12 protein-coding genes and 1 pseudogene are annotated in these 16,891 nt (G+C 64.0%); 8 read left to right on the top strand and 5 right to left on the bottom strand.

The features are described 5' to 3' along the window. A pseudogene (locus tag ACJASC_RS15625) lies at nt 1-132 on the top strand (IS481 family transposase); the annotation flags it as partial. 246 nt (nt 133-378) lie between these two features. On the opposite strand, the gene ACJASC_RS15620 reads toward ACJASC_RS15625, so the two are convergent. Together ACJASC_RS15620 and ACJASC_RS15615 are read right to left on the bottom strand one after the other, a co-directional pair. Then, nucleotides 379-1,604 (bottom strand): IS3 family transposase gene (locus ACJASC_RS15620; protein ID WP_415146819.1). Its coding sequence is split into 2 segments (ribosomal slippage): nt 379-1,262 and nt 1,262-1,604, totalling 1,227 coding nucleotides; the frame shifts between segments, so codons are not numbered across the junction. Between the two features lie 63 nt (nt 1,605-1,667). Then, entirely contained in the window at nt 1,668-3,143 is a 1,476-nt protein-coding gene (locus ACJASC_RS15615) for a tyrosine-type recombinase/integrase (RefSeq protein ID WP_415146818.1), read from the bottom strand. 489 nt (nt 3,144-3,632) lie between these two features. Between ACJASC_RS15615 and ACJASC_RS15610 the strand changes: the two genes are divergently transcribed. Then, nucleotides 3,633-5,009, top strand: coding sequence for an aspartate aminotransferase family protein (locus ACJASC_RS15610; RefSeq protein WP_415146817.1), 1,377 nt, complete (start codon nt 3,633-3,635; stop codon nt 5,007-5,009). A gap of 96 nt (nt 5,010-5,105) precedes the next feature. Here ACJASC_RS15610 and ACJASC_RS15605 read toward each other — a convergent pair whose 3' ends face one another. Continuing rightward, complete coding sequence (locus ACJASC_RS15605) at nt 5,106-8,114, bottom strand: ExeM/NucH family extracellular endonuclease (protein ID WP_415146816.1); 3,009 nt, start codon at nt 8,112-8,114, stop codon at nt 5,106-5,108. Nucleotides 8,115-8,597: 483 nt separating this feature from the next. Between ACJASC_RS15605 and ACJASC_RS15600 the strand changes: the two genes are divergently transcribed. After that, entirely contained in the window at nt 8,598-8,921 is a 324-nt protein-coding gene (locus ACJASC_RS15600) for a PilZ domain-containing protein (RefSeq protein ID WP_415146815.1), read from the top strand. A 184-nt stretch (nt 8,922-9,105) separates the two neighbouring features. Further along, complete coding sequence (locus tag ACJASC_RS15595; protein WP_415146814.1) at nt 9,106-11,520, top strand: bifunctional diguanylate cyclase/phosphodiesterase; 2,415 nt, start codon at nt 9,106-9,108, stop codon at nt 11,518-11,520. A gap of 184 nt (nt 11,521-11,704) precedes the next feature. On the opposite strand, the gene ACJASC_RS15590 is transcribed toward ACJASC_RS15595, so the two are convergent. Continuing rightward, nucleotides 11,705-12,043 (bottom strand): ArsR/SmtB family transcription factor, encoded by a 339-nt coding sequence (locus ACJASC_RS15590; RefSeq protein WP_415146813.1) that lies wholly within the window; start codon nt 12,041-12,043, stop codon nt 11,705-11,707. A 95-nt stretch (nt 12,044-12,138) separates the two neighbouring features. Here ACJASC_RS15590 and ACJASC_RS15585 point away from each other — a divergent pair, with 95 nt between their 5' ends. The 4 genes from ACJASC_RS15585 (at nt 12,139) to ACJASC_RS15570 (ending at nt 15,748) form a co-directional block, all read left to right on the top strand. Then, entirely contained in the window at nt 12,139-12,573 is a 435-nt protein-coding gene (locus ACJASC_RS15585; RefSeq protein WP_415146812.1) for a YeeE/YedE family protein, read from the top strand. Nucleotide 12,574: 1 nt separating this feature from the next. After that, nucleotides 12,575-13,018 carry a DUF6691 family protein gene (locus tag ACJASC_RS15580; protein WP_415146811.1) on the top strand — a complete coding sequence of 148 codons (444 nt, stop codon included), beginning with the start codon at nt 12,575-12,577 and terminating at the stop codon, nt 13,016-13,018. Next, nucleotides 13,015-13,932, top strand: coding sequence for an MBL fold metallo-hydrolase (locus ACJASC_RS15575; RefSeq protein WP_415146810.1), 918 nt, complete (start codon nt 13,015-13,017; stop codon nt 13,930-13,932). Before ACJASC_RS15580 ends, ACJASC_RS15575 begins: the two co-directional genes overlap by 4 nt. Before the next feature lie 64 nt (nt 13,933-13,996). Next, a complete protein-coding gene (locus tag ACJASC_RS15570) occupies nt 13,997-15,748 on the top strand; it encodes a SulP family inorganic anion transporter (RefSeq protein ID WP_415146809.1) in 1,752 nt (583 codons plus the stop codon). 185 nt (nt 15,749-15,933) lie between these two features. On the opposite strand, the gene ACJASC_RS15565 is transcribed toward ACJASC_RS15570, so the two are convergent. Beyond that, nucleotides 15,934-16,884, bottom strand: coding sequence for an SDR family oxidoreductase (locus tag ACJASC_RS15565; RefSeq protein ID WP_415146808.1), 951 nt, complete (start codon nt 16,882-16,884; stop codon nt 15,934-15,936). Nucleotides 16,885-16,891 lie beyond the last annotated feature (7 nt).

Here is a 16,891-nt window from a genome sequence, read left to right as displayed (position 1 = left end):
CTCTATAACCAGCAGCTTCCTCAATCAGCCTTGGGAAGCAAGACGCCCTTGCAGGCGATGAAGGACTGGCACAATCTCAAGCCAAAGCTGTTCAAGAAACAACCATACTACCTGCCGGGATGTGACACTTGAGCACCAAGCTATGGCAGGAGGTTGCTGCTTTAGCTTTCCCTGAGGACTCAAATTGGAGATGAGTTATTTCGCGCTGCAAAACCTCATCCCTTGGACTGGTTGCTGACTGCTGTGTCGCCACCTGATTGTTGAAACAAGATTGACAGGCAACTGCGAGCGTCGCGCCTATGCGCACCGCTCGCAGATGTAGAACCAAGGGAAAACATACTCGTGAGTGACTGGTCTTGCCCCCGTTTCACCGGACACTCAGGCGGTTGCGGTTTGAGTTGAGATGAATTCGCGGGGCGAGCTCATCTTCAGCCCTGAGTGTGGGTGATGGCTGTTGTAGTCCTCGAACCAGTCGGCGAGCAACTCGAGGACAGTAACGGCATCCGGCAGCGGCGTGACATGGACGTAGTCGCGCTTCAGCGTCTTCACGAAGGCCTCCGCGATGCCATTGCTCTGCGGGCTTTTTACCGGCGTGTAGCAGGGCTTCAGGCCCAACTGCCGGGCGAAGATGCGGGTGTCCTTGGCGACGTAGGGCGAGCCGTTGTCGCTGAGCATCTCGAGAGGGTGAGGCGTGCGGTAGCTCCCGAAACGGGCCTCGACGGCCTCCAGCATCATGTCGCGGATGTCCGAGCCGCTGATGCCGGCGTTCACCACGGCCCGCCAGGCGATGATCTCCCGGTCATGCGCGTCGATGATGAAGGCCCCTCGGACGACATCGCCGTTCCAGCAGGTGAACTCGAAGCCGTCCGAGCACCAGCGTATGTTCGAGCGCAGGGTGATGACCTTGCCCTCATGCGTCTGCTCCGGCCGGTCGGTGTATCTGCGCGCCAGCAGTAGGTCGTGCGCCTGCATGATGCGGTAGACCCGTTTGTGGTTCACAGGCGCGGCGCCATCGGCCCGAAGCCGTCGGTTCAGAACCGCCGCGATGCGCCTGTAGCCGTAGGTCAGTCGTGCTGCCACGAGCGCCGAGATCAGCGGAAGCACCACCGCGTCTTGCGCTTTGTGATAGCGCCGACGCGGCTTCGCACTCCCGTTCAGCCGGGCATTCAGGTTCGAGTGGGAGACGCCCAGCGTCTCGGCCACGGCCTTCACCGGGAACCGCCTTTCGGCTGCGACTGCGCGAGCCAGATCGGCTTTTTTGAGCGCGACTTGTCCAAGGCTTCCTTGAGGATCTCGACCTCGAGCGCCTTGCGCCCGAGCTGCCGCTCCAACTCGCGGATGCGCTCCTTCATCTGCCGGACGGCGCGGTTGCTGGTGACGTCGTCATCTCCGGACACGGCCACGGCTCCCCCATCCAGCATCAGGCGCCGCCAACGATACAGCAGGTTCGCCGCCACGCCATTGCGGCGCGCGACCACCGAGATGCTGGCGCCATCTTCCAGCGTCTCCTCGACAATCCGAAGCTTCTCGGCCGAGGACCAGCGGCGCCTGCGGCCGCCATCGGTGATGATCTCGTAGTCAGACATAAGCACGTGCTTAGGCATATGCCTAAGCCTCCATGGTTATGCCTGAGTGTCCGGTCGAAACGGGGCCAGTTCAATGACCACCTAAGCAGGGGTGGCCCATGGCGACTGGCACCGCCTTGGCCGAATGGCTTCAGTTGTCCCTCCGGGTCGCGACAGCTGGATGCTTTCCCGAGTTTCACAAATCGATGCCAAGGCGTCTGCCAGTAGGTTTACCGCAACACGCTCGCGATCGACAGCGTCGTTCAGGATCTTTGTGTCGATCATGTAGTTCGGCGCCGCCGACGAGACCTGCTCCCGGTTATAGGGATTTAAGTGGCAAAGAAGGGTGTCGGTGACAGCCGGCTTGACCCCAAGTTGTCCCAAGATGGTCGCCGCGGTCCGCCGGAGATCATGGCGATGCCAATCAGAAGTTCCGCTGGCGCAATTGATGGCGCCCTGTGTCCGATTCCAGTTGCAGAGAGGGCCATTGCCCGAGGACGGAAAGACGAGGTTTTCCGGTCCGCCGTTCATGAAGCTCGGAAGTGTCAGCAAAAGGTCAATTGCCGCGTCTGACAACGGAACCGTCACTTTACGGCGCTGCACGGGGGCATGGGAGCCGGACTGTCGTTTGGTTTTCACAAACTTCGTCCAAGTGCGAGCGGACAAGTTAATATCCTTGCAACAGGCGTCGGTAACCTCTTCGCGACGGGACAATGTAAGGAACAAGAAGCGGAATGCCACAGGACCGTAGTCATCATGGGCGTCGAGCTTCTCGCGCAGCCCTGCCGGAGCTGGATAGACCAAGAGAGGCATAACACGGGTGAGTTCATCCTGAGTAAGCACCCGGTCCCGCTTCCCTTCCAAGGTCGGATCATCGATCGACGGATCGTGGATGAGGCCCAGGTCCGGCAGCTCCAGCTTCGCATCGCGTCCGGCGCCTTCTTTCCGGAAACGGCCGCGTCCAGTGGCCCAGTCGAATACCGGCCGGAGATAGGTCAGGGCCCGCGCCGCCGAGCCATTGGCGCTGGTTTTGCCCTTCCGTGGCCGCAGCGGCTTATAGCCGTTCACTGCTTTCGCGAGATCCGACAGACTGACCTTGTTCAGTGGCCTTTTCAGAAGCGCGTTAAAGACGTTCTCGATGGCAGCCCGTGCTTCCGTCTTCTTGCGACCACGGCGACTCTCGGCGCGCCAGACCGACTTGGTGAGGGCAAAGATCGGTTCGACCTCATCAAGCAGGTCGGCCAGAGTCAGGCTCCGCGCTTCGACCAGCGCCTTGGCGAGACGGGCCTGCTCCCGGGGGTCATGGCCGCGCCGAATGTCGGCAAGATGGTTCATCGCAATCGCGCGCGCGTCTTTCAGCGAAATGGCGGGGTAGGTCCCGATCGTGATCTGCACCTTGTCGCCTACGGCGGTGCGGGTGTGTAGAGTGAAGGTCTTCTTATTCTTCGGCGTCACCCGCATCACCAACCCGGTGATCCTGAGGTCCCGAATCTCGACACGCTTGCCAGAGGCGTTCTTGTAGCCGCGGACGAAGACATCGGTAAAATCGCGGGGGGCGGTGTCATTGTCGGTTGTCATGGTCGTGCTCCTCGTTGTTAGCGAGGAGGAAGTCGGTCCGTGTGAATTCGCCGGGAAGGAATTTCCTTTGGGGTGGCGCTGGGGTGGCGAAATCGCTGCGCTGGGATGCGATTTTCCGAGGTCGGATGAGGCCGGATGAGACACAGGGTGCGGCGGCCATATAATTGGAAACAGGAAGTATTTCCGTCTTGCAGCGTCTCACCCTATATTATTGAGTAGCGCGCCGTCGAACCGATTTTGCTGCATCATAATCCGCGTGTCGGGGGTTCAAGTCCCTCCTCCGCTACCAAGCCCCCCTTCAAACGACATTCTGGGCCGCAAAGTTGCCATGCTGCGAAGTCCGGCGTTCCGTGCCGCATCGGGTCGCGCCGTCTTGCGTTCCGCCCTGACGGGATGGTTATCTCGACCTGACCTCCGCTCGGGCAACATGCCCCGACCCGGAGCGCGGCATGCCTGATGCGTGTCCACCTTAGCCGATGGAGCCCGCCGATGACCAAGCTTTCGAACTCGCTCGCGCAGGCGGACATCGCCACCGCTCTGCACCCCTACACCAACGCCCGCCGCCACGAGGAGCGCGGCCCGCTGGTGATCTCACGCGGCGAGGGGATCCATGTCTATGACGAAGTGGGCAAGCAGTACATCGAGGGGTTGTCAGGGCTGTGGTCCGTGGGCGTCGGCTTCTCCGAGCCGCGGCTCGTCGAGGCGGCGCATAAACAGATGCAGGCCCTGCCCTATTACCACAGCTTTGCGCACAAAGCCCATGAGCCGTCGATCCGGCTGGCCGAGAAGCTCGTCGAGATGACGCCCGAGGGACTCGACCGGGTATTCTTTACCTCGTCCGGTTCGGAGGCCAACGACACCGTCGTGAAGATGGTCTGGTTCATGAACAATGCGCTGGGGCGGCCCGAGAAGAAGAAGTTCCTCGCCCGGACCAAGGGCTATCACGGCATCACCGTGGCTTCGGGTTCGCTCACCGGGCTGCCCTACAACCACATGCACTTCGACCTTCCGGCGATCCCGGTCATGCATCTGACCTGCCCGCATCACTACCGCTTTGGTCAGGAGGACGAGAGCGAAGCCGACTTCACCGCGCGGCTCCTCAAGGAAGCCGAGGAGGTGATCGAGCGAGAGGGGCCCGAGACCATCGCCGCCTTCATCGGTGAGCCGCTGATGGCCGCGGGCGGCGTCATGCCGCCCCCCGAAGGCTACTGGCCCGGCATCGAGGCACTGTGCCGCAAGCACGACATCCTGCTGGTCTCCGACGAGGTGATCTGCGGCTTCGGACGGTTGGGGTCGTCCTTCGGCTGCGTGCATTACGGCTTCACGCCCGACATCATGGTGACCTCCAAGCAGCTCACCTCCTCCTACATGCCGCTGGCCGCGATCGTGTTTTCGGAGAAGGTCTATGATGCCATCGCCGACAACACCGCGCGGATCGGCACCTTCGGTCATGGCTTCACCGCCTCGGGACATCCGGTGGCGACGGCCGTGGGGCTTGAGAACCTGCATATCATCGAGGAACGCGACCTGATCGGCAACGCGGCCCGCATGGGCGCGCGGATGCAGGACGGGCTCAGGGCCTATGCCGATCACCCGCTGGTGGGCGAGGTGCGTGGCGCAGGGCTGATCGCGGGGTTGGAGCTGGTGGCGGACAAGGCGACGAAGCGGCCCTTCGACCCGGTGGGCCGGGTCGGCCTCATGGCCTTCGAGACCGGCCATGAAGAGGGTCTGATCTGCCGCAACGTGGGCGACACACTGGCGCTTTGCCCGCCGATGATCGTGACCGAGACCGACGTCGACGAGATCGTCGCGCGGATGGGCCGTATCCTCGACCGGACCGCCGAGCGGCTGGCGCGCGAAGGCTGAGCCGGAGCCCAGCCCGCTTGCAAATCGGGTGCCGCCCGAGGCCATCATAGGATGGCCGGGCGGCAGCCGTTCGGCACCGCCCCGCAAGACAGCCCGTCAAACGAAGGCCATGGCGCCTTCATTCATGAAGGTGATGTCGGCAAGGTCGTCCACGAACTTCACGAAGATCTCGTCCCTGTCGCCCGCCAGCTCGATCTTGAGATGATTGCCGGTCGTGCGCGCCCCGGCGATCCGGGCGCCGCCAAGGTCGATCACGTCGAGGCCGACCTCGTAGTCGATGATCATCTCCCGCTCGCGCATGCCGTTCGAGGTTTCGGTCCCGAAAACGAAGCGATCCGCGCCGGCACCGCCCGTCACCTTGTCGAGCCGCCCCGCTCCGCTGGCGATCAGGTCACGCCCGTCGGTGCCCGACAGCTTGTCGTTCCTGTCGCTGCCGCCCGCCACGATGTTGAAGGTCGGCGCGAGATCGAGCCCGACCAGGATCGGATCGTGATCCGAGGCGCGGAAGGCGTTGGCCTCGTAGAGGTCGTTGCCGGAGGGCTCCTCTTCGAAGCTGCGCTCGCTGGGGTCGCGGATATCGTCATTGTAGTCGAACAGCGGCACCTCGTCGGCGTTGATGTGCCAAGCTGTCGCGCCCGTGACCTGCGTGGCGAGGCCGGTGTTGGCCATCGCGTAATCAAGCGTGCCGAGCTGCCCGTCGAAGAGATAGCTGTAGGCGGCATCGCCCGCGCGGGCCGCAAGCAGGTCGACAAAATCGTCGGAGGTGCCGGCCATGCCGTCGGCCCCCTGACGGATCGTCTCGATCGGGTCCTCCATCGCATAGGAGTTCAGATCGCCCAGGATCAGCTGATCGGCGTCGCCCGAGCCGGTCGGATCGGTGGCGAGCCAATCGACGAGAGCAGCGGCGGCATCGGTGCGGATCTGGTCGTTGTTGCCCGCGCCATCCCCCGAGGCGGCGTCGCCCTCGAAGATCGACCCCTTGGACTTCAGGTGATTGACGGTGGCGGTGAAAATGCCGGTGGTTTCGATTTCCTCGAAGGTCTGCGCCAGAGCGGGCCGGTTCGCCCCGTCGCGGAACCGCGCGTCGACGGATTCGTCGAGGATCGCATAATCGCCGACGGGCCGCACCTTGGTCTGGTCGTAGATCAGCGCCACCTTGATCGCGTCGGTGCCGATCAGCCCGGTATCGACATAGGCATAGGTCTCGGTACCCAGACGGGCGTTGACCGCCTCGACCAGCGCGGCGGTGGCCGCCCCGTCGTCGTTCTCGATCTCGATCAGGCCCACGACCTGCGCGTCGAGCTTGACCAGCGCCTCGACGATCTTGTCGGTCTGCCGTTCCAGCTCTGCGGCACTGTCGGCGCCGCGCGGGTCGAGGCCGGTGGCGGTGGTGTTCGATCCGTCGTCGAGCGTGGTGAAGTAGTTCAGTACGTTGAACGACGCGGCCTTGAGAGAGCCGCCGACATCCTCGGGCGTCTCGCTGCGTTCGTTGACGGGGGTGAAGGTCACCGGGTCGGCCTCGGTCGGGCGCAGGCGCCACGCATCGGTGCCGAACTGGCCTGCATAGGACCAGTGCAGCACGCCGTTGAGGTCGGTGACCACGTCGCCGCCGCGGAAGAAGTCTTCGCCTTGGGTGCCGGTCGAGAAGCCGCCCGGTTGCGGATGGAAGATCTCGCCATCCGGCGTCGCCGCGTTCTGGGTGTTGTTGCCGTCGTCGAGGATGATACGCCGGGTGGCGAGCTCGTCGAGATAGGCTTGATAGCCTGCCTCGTCCGGGGCGTTGAGTTGGGTATATTGGTACGGGCGCGCGCCTTCGTAGAGGGTGACCTGCCCGTATCGCGCCAGCTCGAAATACTCCGAGACGACCATCTCCTGAGCGAAGCCGATCTTCATGCCCTCGAACTGCTCCAGCGCGGTCAGCTCCTCGTTCCCGCCAAACTGCGCGCGGTCTATGACCGGCACGTCGATAAGATCGAGGTTGTTGCCGTCGTCGAGCGTTTCGATGGTTGCTCCGCCATCCTCGGCCCGGATCTGGGTCATGCCGAAGTTCTCGCTCACCGTGCCGGTGACCGACACGCTGTAGCCTTCGGCGACGGTGAACCCGCCGGGCGCATAGACGAAGATGCCTTCGGAGGAACGCAGGTCGCCGTCGCTGTCGGCGGCCTCTTCCTGCACGAAGAAGCCGCGCAGATCAGGGAAGGTCGCGGTGACGATGCCCTCGATCCGCACCTCCTCGCCATCGAGCGGCGAGGAGCCTTCATCCCCGAACCGGTTCATGATCTGGGTATCCGGGGTGCCCTGAATGGTCGAGATGAACACCAGCTCGGCCTTTTCGGGCTCGGGCGGCGGTGGCGTGCCGAGCGTGGTTCCGGTCAGTTGGATGTTGTCGAAGCGGTTGTTGCCCGAGGGCGAGGTCGCCCCATCGAGGGTGAAGCGAATGATCGCATCCGAGGCCCCGTCGAGCAGGGTGCTCGCGTCCGCCGTCTCGATCGCCCAACTGCTGGTCAGGGTGCCGCTGTCGGCGAATATCTCGGTAAAGGTCACGCCGCCATCGGTCGAGACCGAGACGATGCGGCTGTCGAAGCCCGAGGAGCTGCCCCGGTTGGCCCAAGTGATGTCGACATTGCTCCAGTCGCCGAGATCGGCGTGGATATCAAAATACGCCTCGTTGTTAGCCTCGCCCGTGACGGTCAGCGATCCACCGGGAAACGCGCCATCGGGCCGGTTCAGTCCGGTGCCGCCGAACGAGCCCCAGTTGTTCGAGGAGGAGGTCGCGAAGTTGTCGCCCGCAAGGGCCGTCACATCGAGATAGGCCCCGTAGCCAGCCACTTCGGGCAGATCGCCGATGTCGGGATCGGGCGAACCGATCAGCACGCCTTCGCCCGCGCTTGCCACCGGAAACAGCGCATCGATGCCCAAAAGCTGTGGCACGATGCCCGACATCGGCTCGGCGGGATCAAGAAACCCGTCGTCGAAACCGTTGTTGTCCAGCATGTGGCCGTATCGCGACCGCGCGTCGGCATCGTCCAAGGTCGCGTTCAGCAGATCGCCGTCATCGTCGCTGTTGTTGAAGCTCCACCAGGCCAGAAGGGTCTGTTCGCTCATGTCTCGGTTCTCCGTGAACATCTCGGACCCTGCGCGGTCCCTCGATAGGGGCGAGTAAAGGGGCGGGAGTCCGGTGCGGCAAGAAAACTCGCTTGGCACTTACTCGACGTCAGCCCGAGAAAGGTGCAAGCTTGGAAGGGGAATTTCCGGGCGGCACTGTGCTTTGAACAGCCGGATAGGACGAGGAAACCCAAGGACATTCCGGGGTGGATTGCCCCCAAGGCGCTTCTGCCCGTGGTGTATCCCCGGGCTGCCATTACGTTTGGCCAAACAAGCTGAGGAACGGCGAGGTCCCAGAACCTGACGGAGGAAGAACGACTGCCCGGCCATTAACCTCATAGCCATGTTTTTCAGCGAAAATCTTACGATTCCATGCAACAGTTCAGGGTTTTTCTCGAGCGCCGGTAGCCCCCGATACGATATCACCGGAGTATGCGTCGGTGCGGGACACCGCAGCCTTGGAATCACAGCGAGGATCCCGTCATGCGTTACCGCAACATGCGCTACCCTGCGGACAGCGAATGCCGCGTCGAATTGAACGGGTCGGTCAACCGCGCCCGCCTCGTGGACATCAGCCCTTCGGGCGCCCGCCTTAAGGGCCTGCCGGCGCTTCAAAGCAACAGCCGGATCATCATTTGTCACACTTACCGGCGTATCGCCGCGCAGGTCATCTGGTCGAATGATCGCTATACCGGCGTGCGCTTCTCGATGCCGCTCGGCACGCAGGAGGTCAACGATATCAGGGGCGTCGTGGCCTCTGGGGGCTTTGGCTCCCAAGGGAACCATGGCTTCCGTGAGATGACCTGACCACTGGCGGCCAAGCCGGTTTCATTGACTTCGCACGATCAGATATTGCCGTTCAGCCCTCGGGCTGAAACGGCGATTTTGCGCATGGCGATTGCACCCGGATTGGCGACAAAAGCACCATTTGCGCCATTATTCCGTCGAACTCCCCGGTCAATCCGAAACGAGGTAATCGGGGATTAAGATCATGTTCATGTCGCTCGTGCAGGGGCTGCTGCACACTCAGACCGAGTTCTTGGTGATGGCAGCCTTCGTCTGCACGGCCATGGCCGTGACGCTGGTGATCCTGATGCGCAACGTCGCCGTCACCGAAGGGCGGGCGCGGCTCGCCCCCCTCGCGTGGATCACAGTCGTGGCGGGTCTTGGCGTCTGGACTACGCATTTCATCGCCATGGTCGGATATCGCCCCGCAGCCTCGGTAAGCTATGCGCCCGGCACCACGGCGATTTCGGCGTTGGTCGGTATCTTGTTCGTCGGCCTGCCGCTGGCGGCGGCCTGCCTTCTGCGGCGGCGTTGGTCGCGGGCGGTGTTGGGCGCCGTGGCCGGGGCCGGCGTCGGGGCGATGCATTTCACCGGCATGATGGCGATGCAAAGCCCGATGCATCACCAGTCGGACACCACGCTCGTGGCGATCCTTCTGGGGATGGTGTTCTTCGCACCCGCCATGGCCGTCAGGGGGGTAAGCCGGCGCGCGAGATGGCTGCGCGGCACGGCCTTCGTGGCCGGTGTCTGCTCTTTGCACTTCACCGCCATGTCCGGGCTCTCGGTGATGGTCATCGGCCGGGGCGTCTTTGGTATCGACCGTCAAATCCTGTCGATTTTCACCGGCCTTGCCGCCTTGGGGCTGTGCTATGCGGCGATGACCGCAATGGCGAACCGCCATCGCCTCATGACTGCGCAAAAGGCGATCGAACGCAAGGAAGCCTCCTTTCTCGCGGCGCTGCAGAACATGTCCAACGCGCTGATCATGATCGACGCCGACCGGGTGATCACCGCGATCAACGAGCGCAGCTACGAGCTTTTCGCCATTGAGGAATCCGATGTCGGGGCGGGCGACACGCTCGACCATCTGCTCGATGCCATCGGACGCCAGCGCAACTGGGAGAGCGAACGCCTCGCCTCAACGATCGAGACCCATCTCAAGCGCCTGAGCAAGAACGCCATGCTGCGCGACGAGGAAGAGTTCGCCAACGGTAAGGTTCTGTGCATCTCTAGCCGCAAGGTGCCCGGAGGCGAGGTCGTGATCACCTTCGACGACTTCACCGAGCACCGCGCCGCGCAGGCCAAGATCGCGCATATGGCCTTTCACGACGCGCTCACCGGTCTGCCAAACCGCCGCAGCTTTCGCGACCACATGGCCACGCTCAACCCGGCGCGGCACCAGCGCGCGCTGCTGATGATCGACCTCGATCACTTCAAGGTGGTCAACGACACGCTGGGCCATCCCGTGGGGGACGGTCTTCTGGTACAGGTCGCGCGCCGCCTGCTCGACGCCGCCGGCTCCTCTGCCACGGTGTTCCGGCTGGGCGGCGACGAACTCGTGGCCGTCCTCAATGGCGCGGGCGAGGTCGAGGCGTTGGAAACCGGACGGAACATCATTGAAAGCATCGGCGCGCCCTACGACGTGGATGGCCACACCATCACCATCGGCTGCAGCATCGGCGCGAGCCTGACCGGCGACGGCATCGGCGCCTCCGAAGCGCTGCAGCGCGCCGATCTTGGCCTCTACCGGGCCAAGAACCTCGGCCGGAATCGCATCCAGTTCTACGAAGACGGCATGATGGAGCAGGCCCTTGAGCGTCGCCAGATGGAGAGCGATCTCGCGCAGGCGCTGAAATGCGAAGAGTTCGAACTCGACTACCAGCCGATCTTCCGCCTGTCCGACCGCTCGATCCTCGGCTTCGAGGCGCTGATCCGCTGGCGCCACCCGGTGCGCGGGCTCATCTCTCCGGCAGATTTCATCCCGCTGAGCGAAGAAAACGGCATGATCATTCAGATCGGTGAATGGGTGATCAACGAGGCCTGTCGCCAGCTTTCGGAATGGTCCACGGACATCCATATCGCGATCAATGTCTCGCCGCTGCAGATGCGCCTTCCGTCGATCGTCGAAGTGGTGCGCAAGGCACTGGAGCGGCATGGGCTGGCGGCCACGCGCCTGACGCTCGAGTTGACCGAGACTGCGTTGGTGCGCGACGGCGCGCATCTGGCGCGCAACCTGATCGCGCTGCGCAGCATGGGCGTGAAGATCGCGATGGATGATTTCGGGACCGGCTACTCCTCCTTCACACATCTGCGCGATTTCGAACTCGACCAGATCAAGATCGATCGCAGCTTCATCAACGTGTCGCAGACCGACCACAAGGCCTGGGCGGTGGCGCAGGCGGTGACGAACATGGCCCGCGAATTGTCGGTCGGCGCGGTGGGCGAAGGGGTGGAGACCTCCGAGCAGATCACGCGGTTGATGCAGCTCGGTTGCGACGTGGCGCAGGGCTTCCACCTGGGCAGGCCCGTCAATGGCGAAAAGGCGAGCCGCCTGCTCGCCGATGCGCAGGCGGCCGCGCGCGAGGTCTTTCTGGGCAAGGAAAACGTCGCGGCCGAGTGACGCCGGGGCGGCACGAGCAAGCGGTCCGGGTGACGGAGCCGGACCGATCTGGCATCATGGGACCATCCCGCCGGATGCTCCGTCTGGGCCTGATTGCGACGGGTTGAAAAAGGCCTCGCACCATCGGTCTCCTTGAGATCACGAGGCCGATCAGGTGTCGTCGATGGCCGTTCCGGCATGGCTTTCAGGCGGGGTCGAGGTCTGCTTCGCCGTTCGGTTTGCCCTGCGCACAATACAGTGCATGAAGCGTCTCCAGCACGGCGGCCACCTCGCGGCCCTTCACGCCGTAATAGATCGTTTGCCCGTCGCGCCGCCCGTCGACCAAGCCGGCCTCCTTGAGGCGTTTGAGCTGCTGCGACATGGTCGGCTGCGACATCCCACAGGCCTGTGCCAGATCCCCCACGGACCGTTCGCCATCAAGCAGCCGACATAGGATCTGCAGCCGCGCTTCCGAAGCCAGCATGCCCATCAGCGCCGCCGCGCCCGCGATGTCGCCGTCGAGGAAGTCGTCGGTGATTTTCATATGCGGCCCATTGAATATTCACAAAAGCAAATATATTGATGTTCTGAAACAAGACAAGCCCGCTGGCGTTGGGCGATGTATCACGGAGTCGAGAGATGGAAACCTCATTCACCCCATGGCTGTCGCTTGGCGGCGGCATGATGATCGGGGCCTCGGCGGTGCTGCTGATGGCCACCAATGGTCGCATCGCCGGGATCAGCGGTCTGACCTCGCGCCTCTTCGCGCGTTCCACCGACGGCGAGGCGCGCGGCGTCTCGGCGCTGTTCGTGGTGGGCCTGCTGCTGGCCGCGCCGATCTGGCTGCTGGTCTCGGGCGAATGGCCGCAGCAATGGGTGCCGTCGAGCCCGGCGCTGATGGCGGTCGCGGGCCTGCTGGTGGGCTTCGGCGCCACCTATGGCAATGGGTGCACCTCGGGCCACGGCGTCTGCGGTATCTCGCGCGGCTCGATGCGCTCGATCGTGGCAACGGCGACCTTCATGGCGGCGGCCTTCGTGACCGTCTTCATTACCCGCCATGTGATCGGAGGCTGAGATGAAACAGATCTTCGCACTTTTGTCGGGCCTGATCTTCGGCTTCGGTCTGATCGTCTCGGGCATGTCCGACCCGGCCAAGGTGCTGAACTTCCTCGACGTGTTCGGCACGTGGGATCCGAGCCTCGCCTTCGTCATGGGCGGCGCCATCGCGGTGACAGCACCGGGCTTTGCCTGGCTCACCCGCAGCCGCTCGCGTCCCTTTTTCGATACCGAGTTCCGAATTCCAGACCGAACCGACCTCGACCCCAAGCTCATGGCCGGCGCGGTGCTGTTCGGCACCGGTTGGGGGCTCGGCGGCTTCTGCCCCGGCCCGGCGCTGACCGCGCTGCCGATCATGGCGACCGGCACGCTGATCTTCGTGCCCTTCATGCTGGCGGGCATGTGGCTCGCCCGGCACACACCCGATCTCTCCCTGCCCTTTAGCAAAGGAGCCACTCAATGACCGATCCCCTGAAGAGCCGCGTCGTGCGCCATTCGCCTTCGACCGGCGAAGGCAGCCCCGATGTCTGGGGCATCTACGAGCCCGACACTGGGTCGATCCAGTACATCTGCGCCGACCCCAAGACCCGTCAGGCGGCGCTGATCGACGTGGTGTGGAACTTCGACCCCAAGAACTACCGCTTTTCGACCGAGAGCATGGACCAGGTGCTCGACATCGTGCGCGAGCATGACCTGAAGGTGCAGTGGGTGCTCGACACCCACCCCCACGCCGACCACGTCATGGCCTCGGCCCACCTCAAGGAGCGGACCGGTGCCCCCAACGCGATCGGCGCGCTGGTGCCCGAAATCGCCAATATGTGGGCGGATCTCTACAACCTGCCCGAGGCCTTCGCGCCCTCCCGCGATTTCGACCACCTGTTCGAGGAGAGCGAGACCTTCAAGATCGGTGAACTGGACGCGAAGGTCATGCTCTCGCCCGGTCACACGCTGGGTTCGATCACCTATGTCTGCGGCGACGCGGCCTTCGTGCATGACACGCTGATGCAGCCTGATGCTGGTACCTCGCGCTCGGATTTTCCGGGGGGCGGCACCGCCGAACTGTGGGACTCGATCCAAGCCATCCTCGCGCTGCCCGGCAACACCCGCCTCAACGTCGGCCACGACTACGGCACCAAGGAGCGCAAGGAGCCGATGTGGGAGGCCACGGTCGACGAGCACCGGGCGCACAACATCCACGTCAAGGACGGCACCGAGCGCGAAGCCTTCATCGAACGTCGGCAAAAGCGCGACAAGACACTGGCGCTGCCGAACCGCATCCTCGCGGCGTTGCAGATCAACCTGCGCGGCGGTCGGCTGCCCGCGGCCGAGGATGACGGCAACCACTATCTGAAGCTGCCGGTGAACCGCTTCGACTAGGACGATCTCGGGCGGCCTGCGAGCCGCCCGCTTTCCTTTCCCCCCTCAGACCGGACGGATTCGGATGACCCTGCCCCCGCTGTCGCGCTACCTGCCGATCCTTGACTGGGGGCGGCGCTACGACCGCTCGACCTTCACCGGCGACATGGTCGCCGCCGTCATCGTGACGATCATGCTGATCCCGCAATCGCTGGCCTACGCGCTGCTCGCGGGCATGCCGCCAGAGGCCGGGATCTATGCCTCGATCGCGCCGATCCTGCTCTATGCGATCTTCGGCACCTCGCGCGCGCTGGCCGTCGGCCCGGTCGCAGTGGTGTCGCTGATGACGGCGGCGGCGGTGGGCAACATCGCCGAGAGCGGCACGGCGGGCTACGTCGCTGCGGCTCTGACGCTCGCGTTCCTGTCAGGCGCGATGCTGCTGGCGCTGGGGCTGTTCCGGCTCGGGTTTCTGGCAAACTTCCTGTCGCACCCGGTGATCGCGGGCTTCATCACCGCATCCGGCATCCTGATTGCGGCGAGCCAGCTGCGCCACATCCTCGGCATCCAAGGCGAAGGCCACACGCTGCTCGAGATCGTGGGCAGCCTTCTTGCGCATCTGGGCGAGATCAACCTCATCACCGTGGGTCTGGGCGTCTCGGCCACCGCCTTCCTGTTCTGGGTGCGCAAGGGGCTGAAGCCGCTGTTGCGCCGTATCGGCCTCGGGCCGCGCATGTCCGATATCGGCGCCAAGACCGGCCCCGTGTTGGCCATCGTCGTCACCACCCTCGCGGTCTGGATCTTCGATCTGGGCGCACGCGGCGTCGCCATCGTCGGCGAAGTGCCACAAAGCCTGCCGCCGCTCACTCTGCCCTCCTTCTCGCCCGAGCTGCTGTCGCAGCTCTTCGTGCCCGCCCTGCTGATCTCGATCATCGGCTTCGTCGAGAGCATCTCGGTGGCGCAGACACTGGCTGCCAAGAAGCGCCAGCGCATCGACCCCGACCAGGAATTGATCGGCCTCGGCACCGCCAATCTCGGCGCGGCCTTCACCGGCGGCTTTCCGGTCACGGGGGGCTTTTCGCGCTCGGTGGTGAACTACGACGCGGGCGCCGAGACGCCCGCCGCCGGGGCCTTTACCGCCGCAGGCCTCGCGCTGGCCGCGCTGTTCCTGACGCCGCTGATCCACTTCCTGCCGAAAGCGACGCTGGCGGCGACGATCATCGTCGCCGTCCTGAGCCTCGTCGACTTCTCGATCCTCAAGCGCGCCTGGCACTTCAGCCGCGCCGATTTCGCCGCCGTTTCGACGACGATCCTGCTGACGCTGGTCTTCGGCGTCGAGGTGGGCGTCACGGCGGGGGTCGTCACCTCGATTTTCGTGCATCTCTACAAGACCTCGCGGCCGCATATGGCGGTGGTCGGTCGGGTGCCCGGCACCGAGCACTTTCGCAACGTGCTGCGCCACGAGGTCGAGACGCAGCCGCATGTGCTGACGCTGCGCATGGACGAGAGCCTCTACTTCCCGAACGCCCGCTACCTCGAGGACCAGCTGTCGAACTACGCCGCCGACAAGCCCGAGCTGACCGACGTGGTGCTGATGTTCCCGGCAGTGAACGAGATCGACCTCTCGGCGCTGGAATCGCTCGAGGCGATCAACACCCGGCTGCACGATGCGGGCGTGCGCCTGCACCTGAGCGAGGTGAAGGGCCCGGTGATGGACCGCCTCAAGCGCAGCCACTTCCTCGACGAACTGACCGGCGAAGTGTTCCTCAGCCAGCACGAGGCAGCGTGCAGGTTGGCGAAGGCCCTGCAAGCATGTGACGAAAGCGCGAACGCGCCATGAGATGTCCAATCCGTCCCTGAACGGTTACAGCACCCATGCCTCGTAAAGGACTGCCCTCGCCGCCCGGTCCTCTGCTCCGGTAGCCGCCATGGCGAGCGAGGCGCGACCTGCGCTTCGCCCGCTGGCATGACCGGGGTTTCCGGATTGGCATGCTCGAAACGCACCCTTCCTGGGGGAAGCCGTTTTCAGTCGAGGCTCCAGTTGAACCCGGTGTCCTTCTCCGACCTATCCCACAACCTGACCATGACTGCTTTGTCATGGGCGTGCGGCTCCAGCTTGCCTTGGCCAACCGGACCGCTGGTCTGCATCCGGCCCGTGGGACCGTGCAGGGCGCGCTGTTCCAGCCCGTCCTCAGTCGCGCACATGACCTCGGGATAGGCGCCTCTTTCGGCGGATTGCACGAAGGGGGTCTTGGTCATCAGCCACCAGGTAAAGCGCGTGAAACGCCCGCCGCTGGTGCTGATCAGCGAGGTCGCGGAGGCACCGGGGTGGCAGACATAGACCTCGACGTTCCTGCCCGCCGCCTTGACCCGGTCCTGAAGCTCGTAGGCGAACATCATCTGCGCCAGCTTGCTCTGGCTATAAACGGGGTTGGGGCTGTAGTTCCTGTCCCAGTTCATGTCGTCGAACTGGATCGTCTTGATCCCCATGTTGTAGCCGAGGCTGGCCATGACGACGATCCGGCCACGCGACTCCTCAATCCGGTCGAAGAGCATGCCGCACAAGGCGAAGTGGCCGTAATGGTTGGTGCCCAGCTGGCTCTCGAAGCCGTCTACGGTCAGCTTTTGCGTCGGCACCTGCGCGATCGCGGCGTTGCAGATCAGCGCGTCGATGCGCGGCACGGTCTTCAGCACCTCTTCGGCAGCGGCGCGCACCGAGGCCAGCTCGGACAGGTCCATGCGCACGAAGCTGACATCAGCTTTCGCGCCGAATTCCTGCTTCAGTTTGTTGACAGCCGCCGTCGATTTCTCGGCGCTGCGGTTCAGCATCACGACCTTGGCACCCTTGGAAAGAAGAATACGCGCGGCCTGAAAGCCCGCCCCTGCATTGGCGCCGGTGATGACATAGGTCTTGCCGGCAAGGTTGCCGAGACGCTCGGGCGTCCAGCCCTTGGGTCCGAATTGGGTCTGTTTCATGTCTCGT

Source organism: Limimaricola cinnabarinus (genome assembly GCF_047631075.1).
Lineage (GTDB): Bacteria > Pseudomonadota > Alphaproteobacteria > Rhodobacterales > Rhodobacteraceae > Limimaricola > Limimaricola cinnabarinus.
This window is presented reverse-complemented; position numbering and strand designations above follow the sequence as displayed.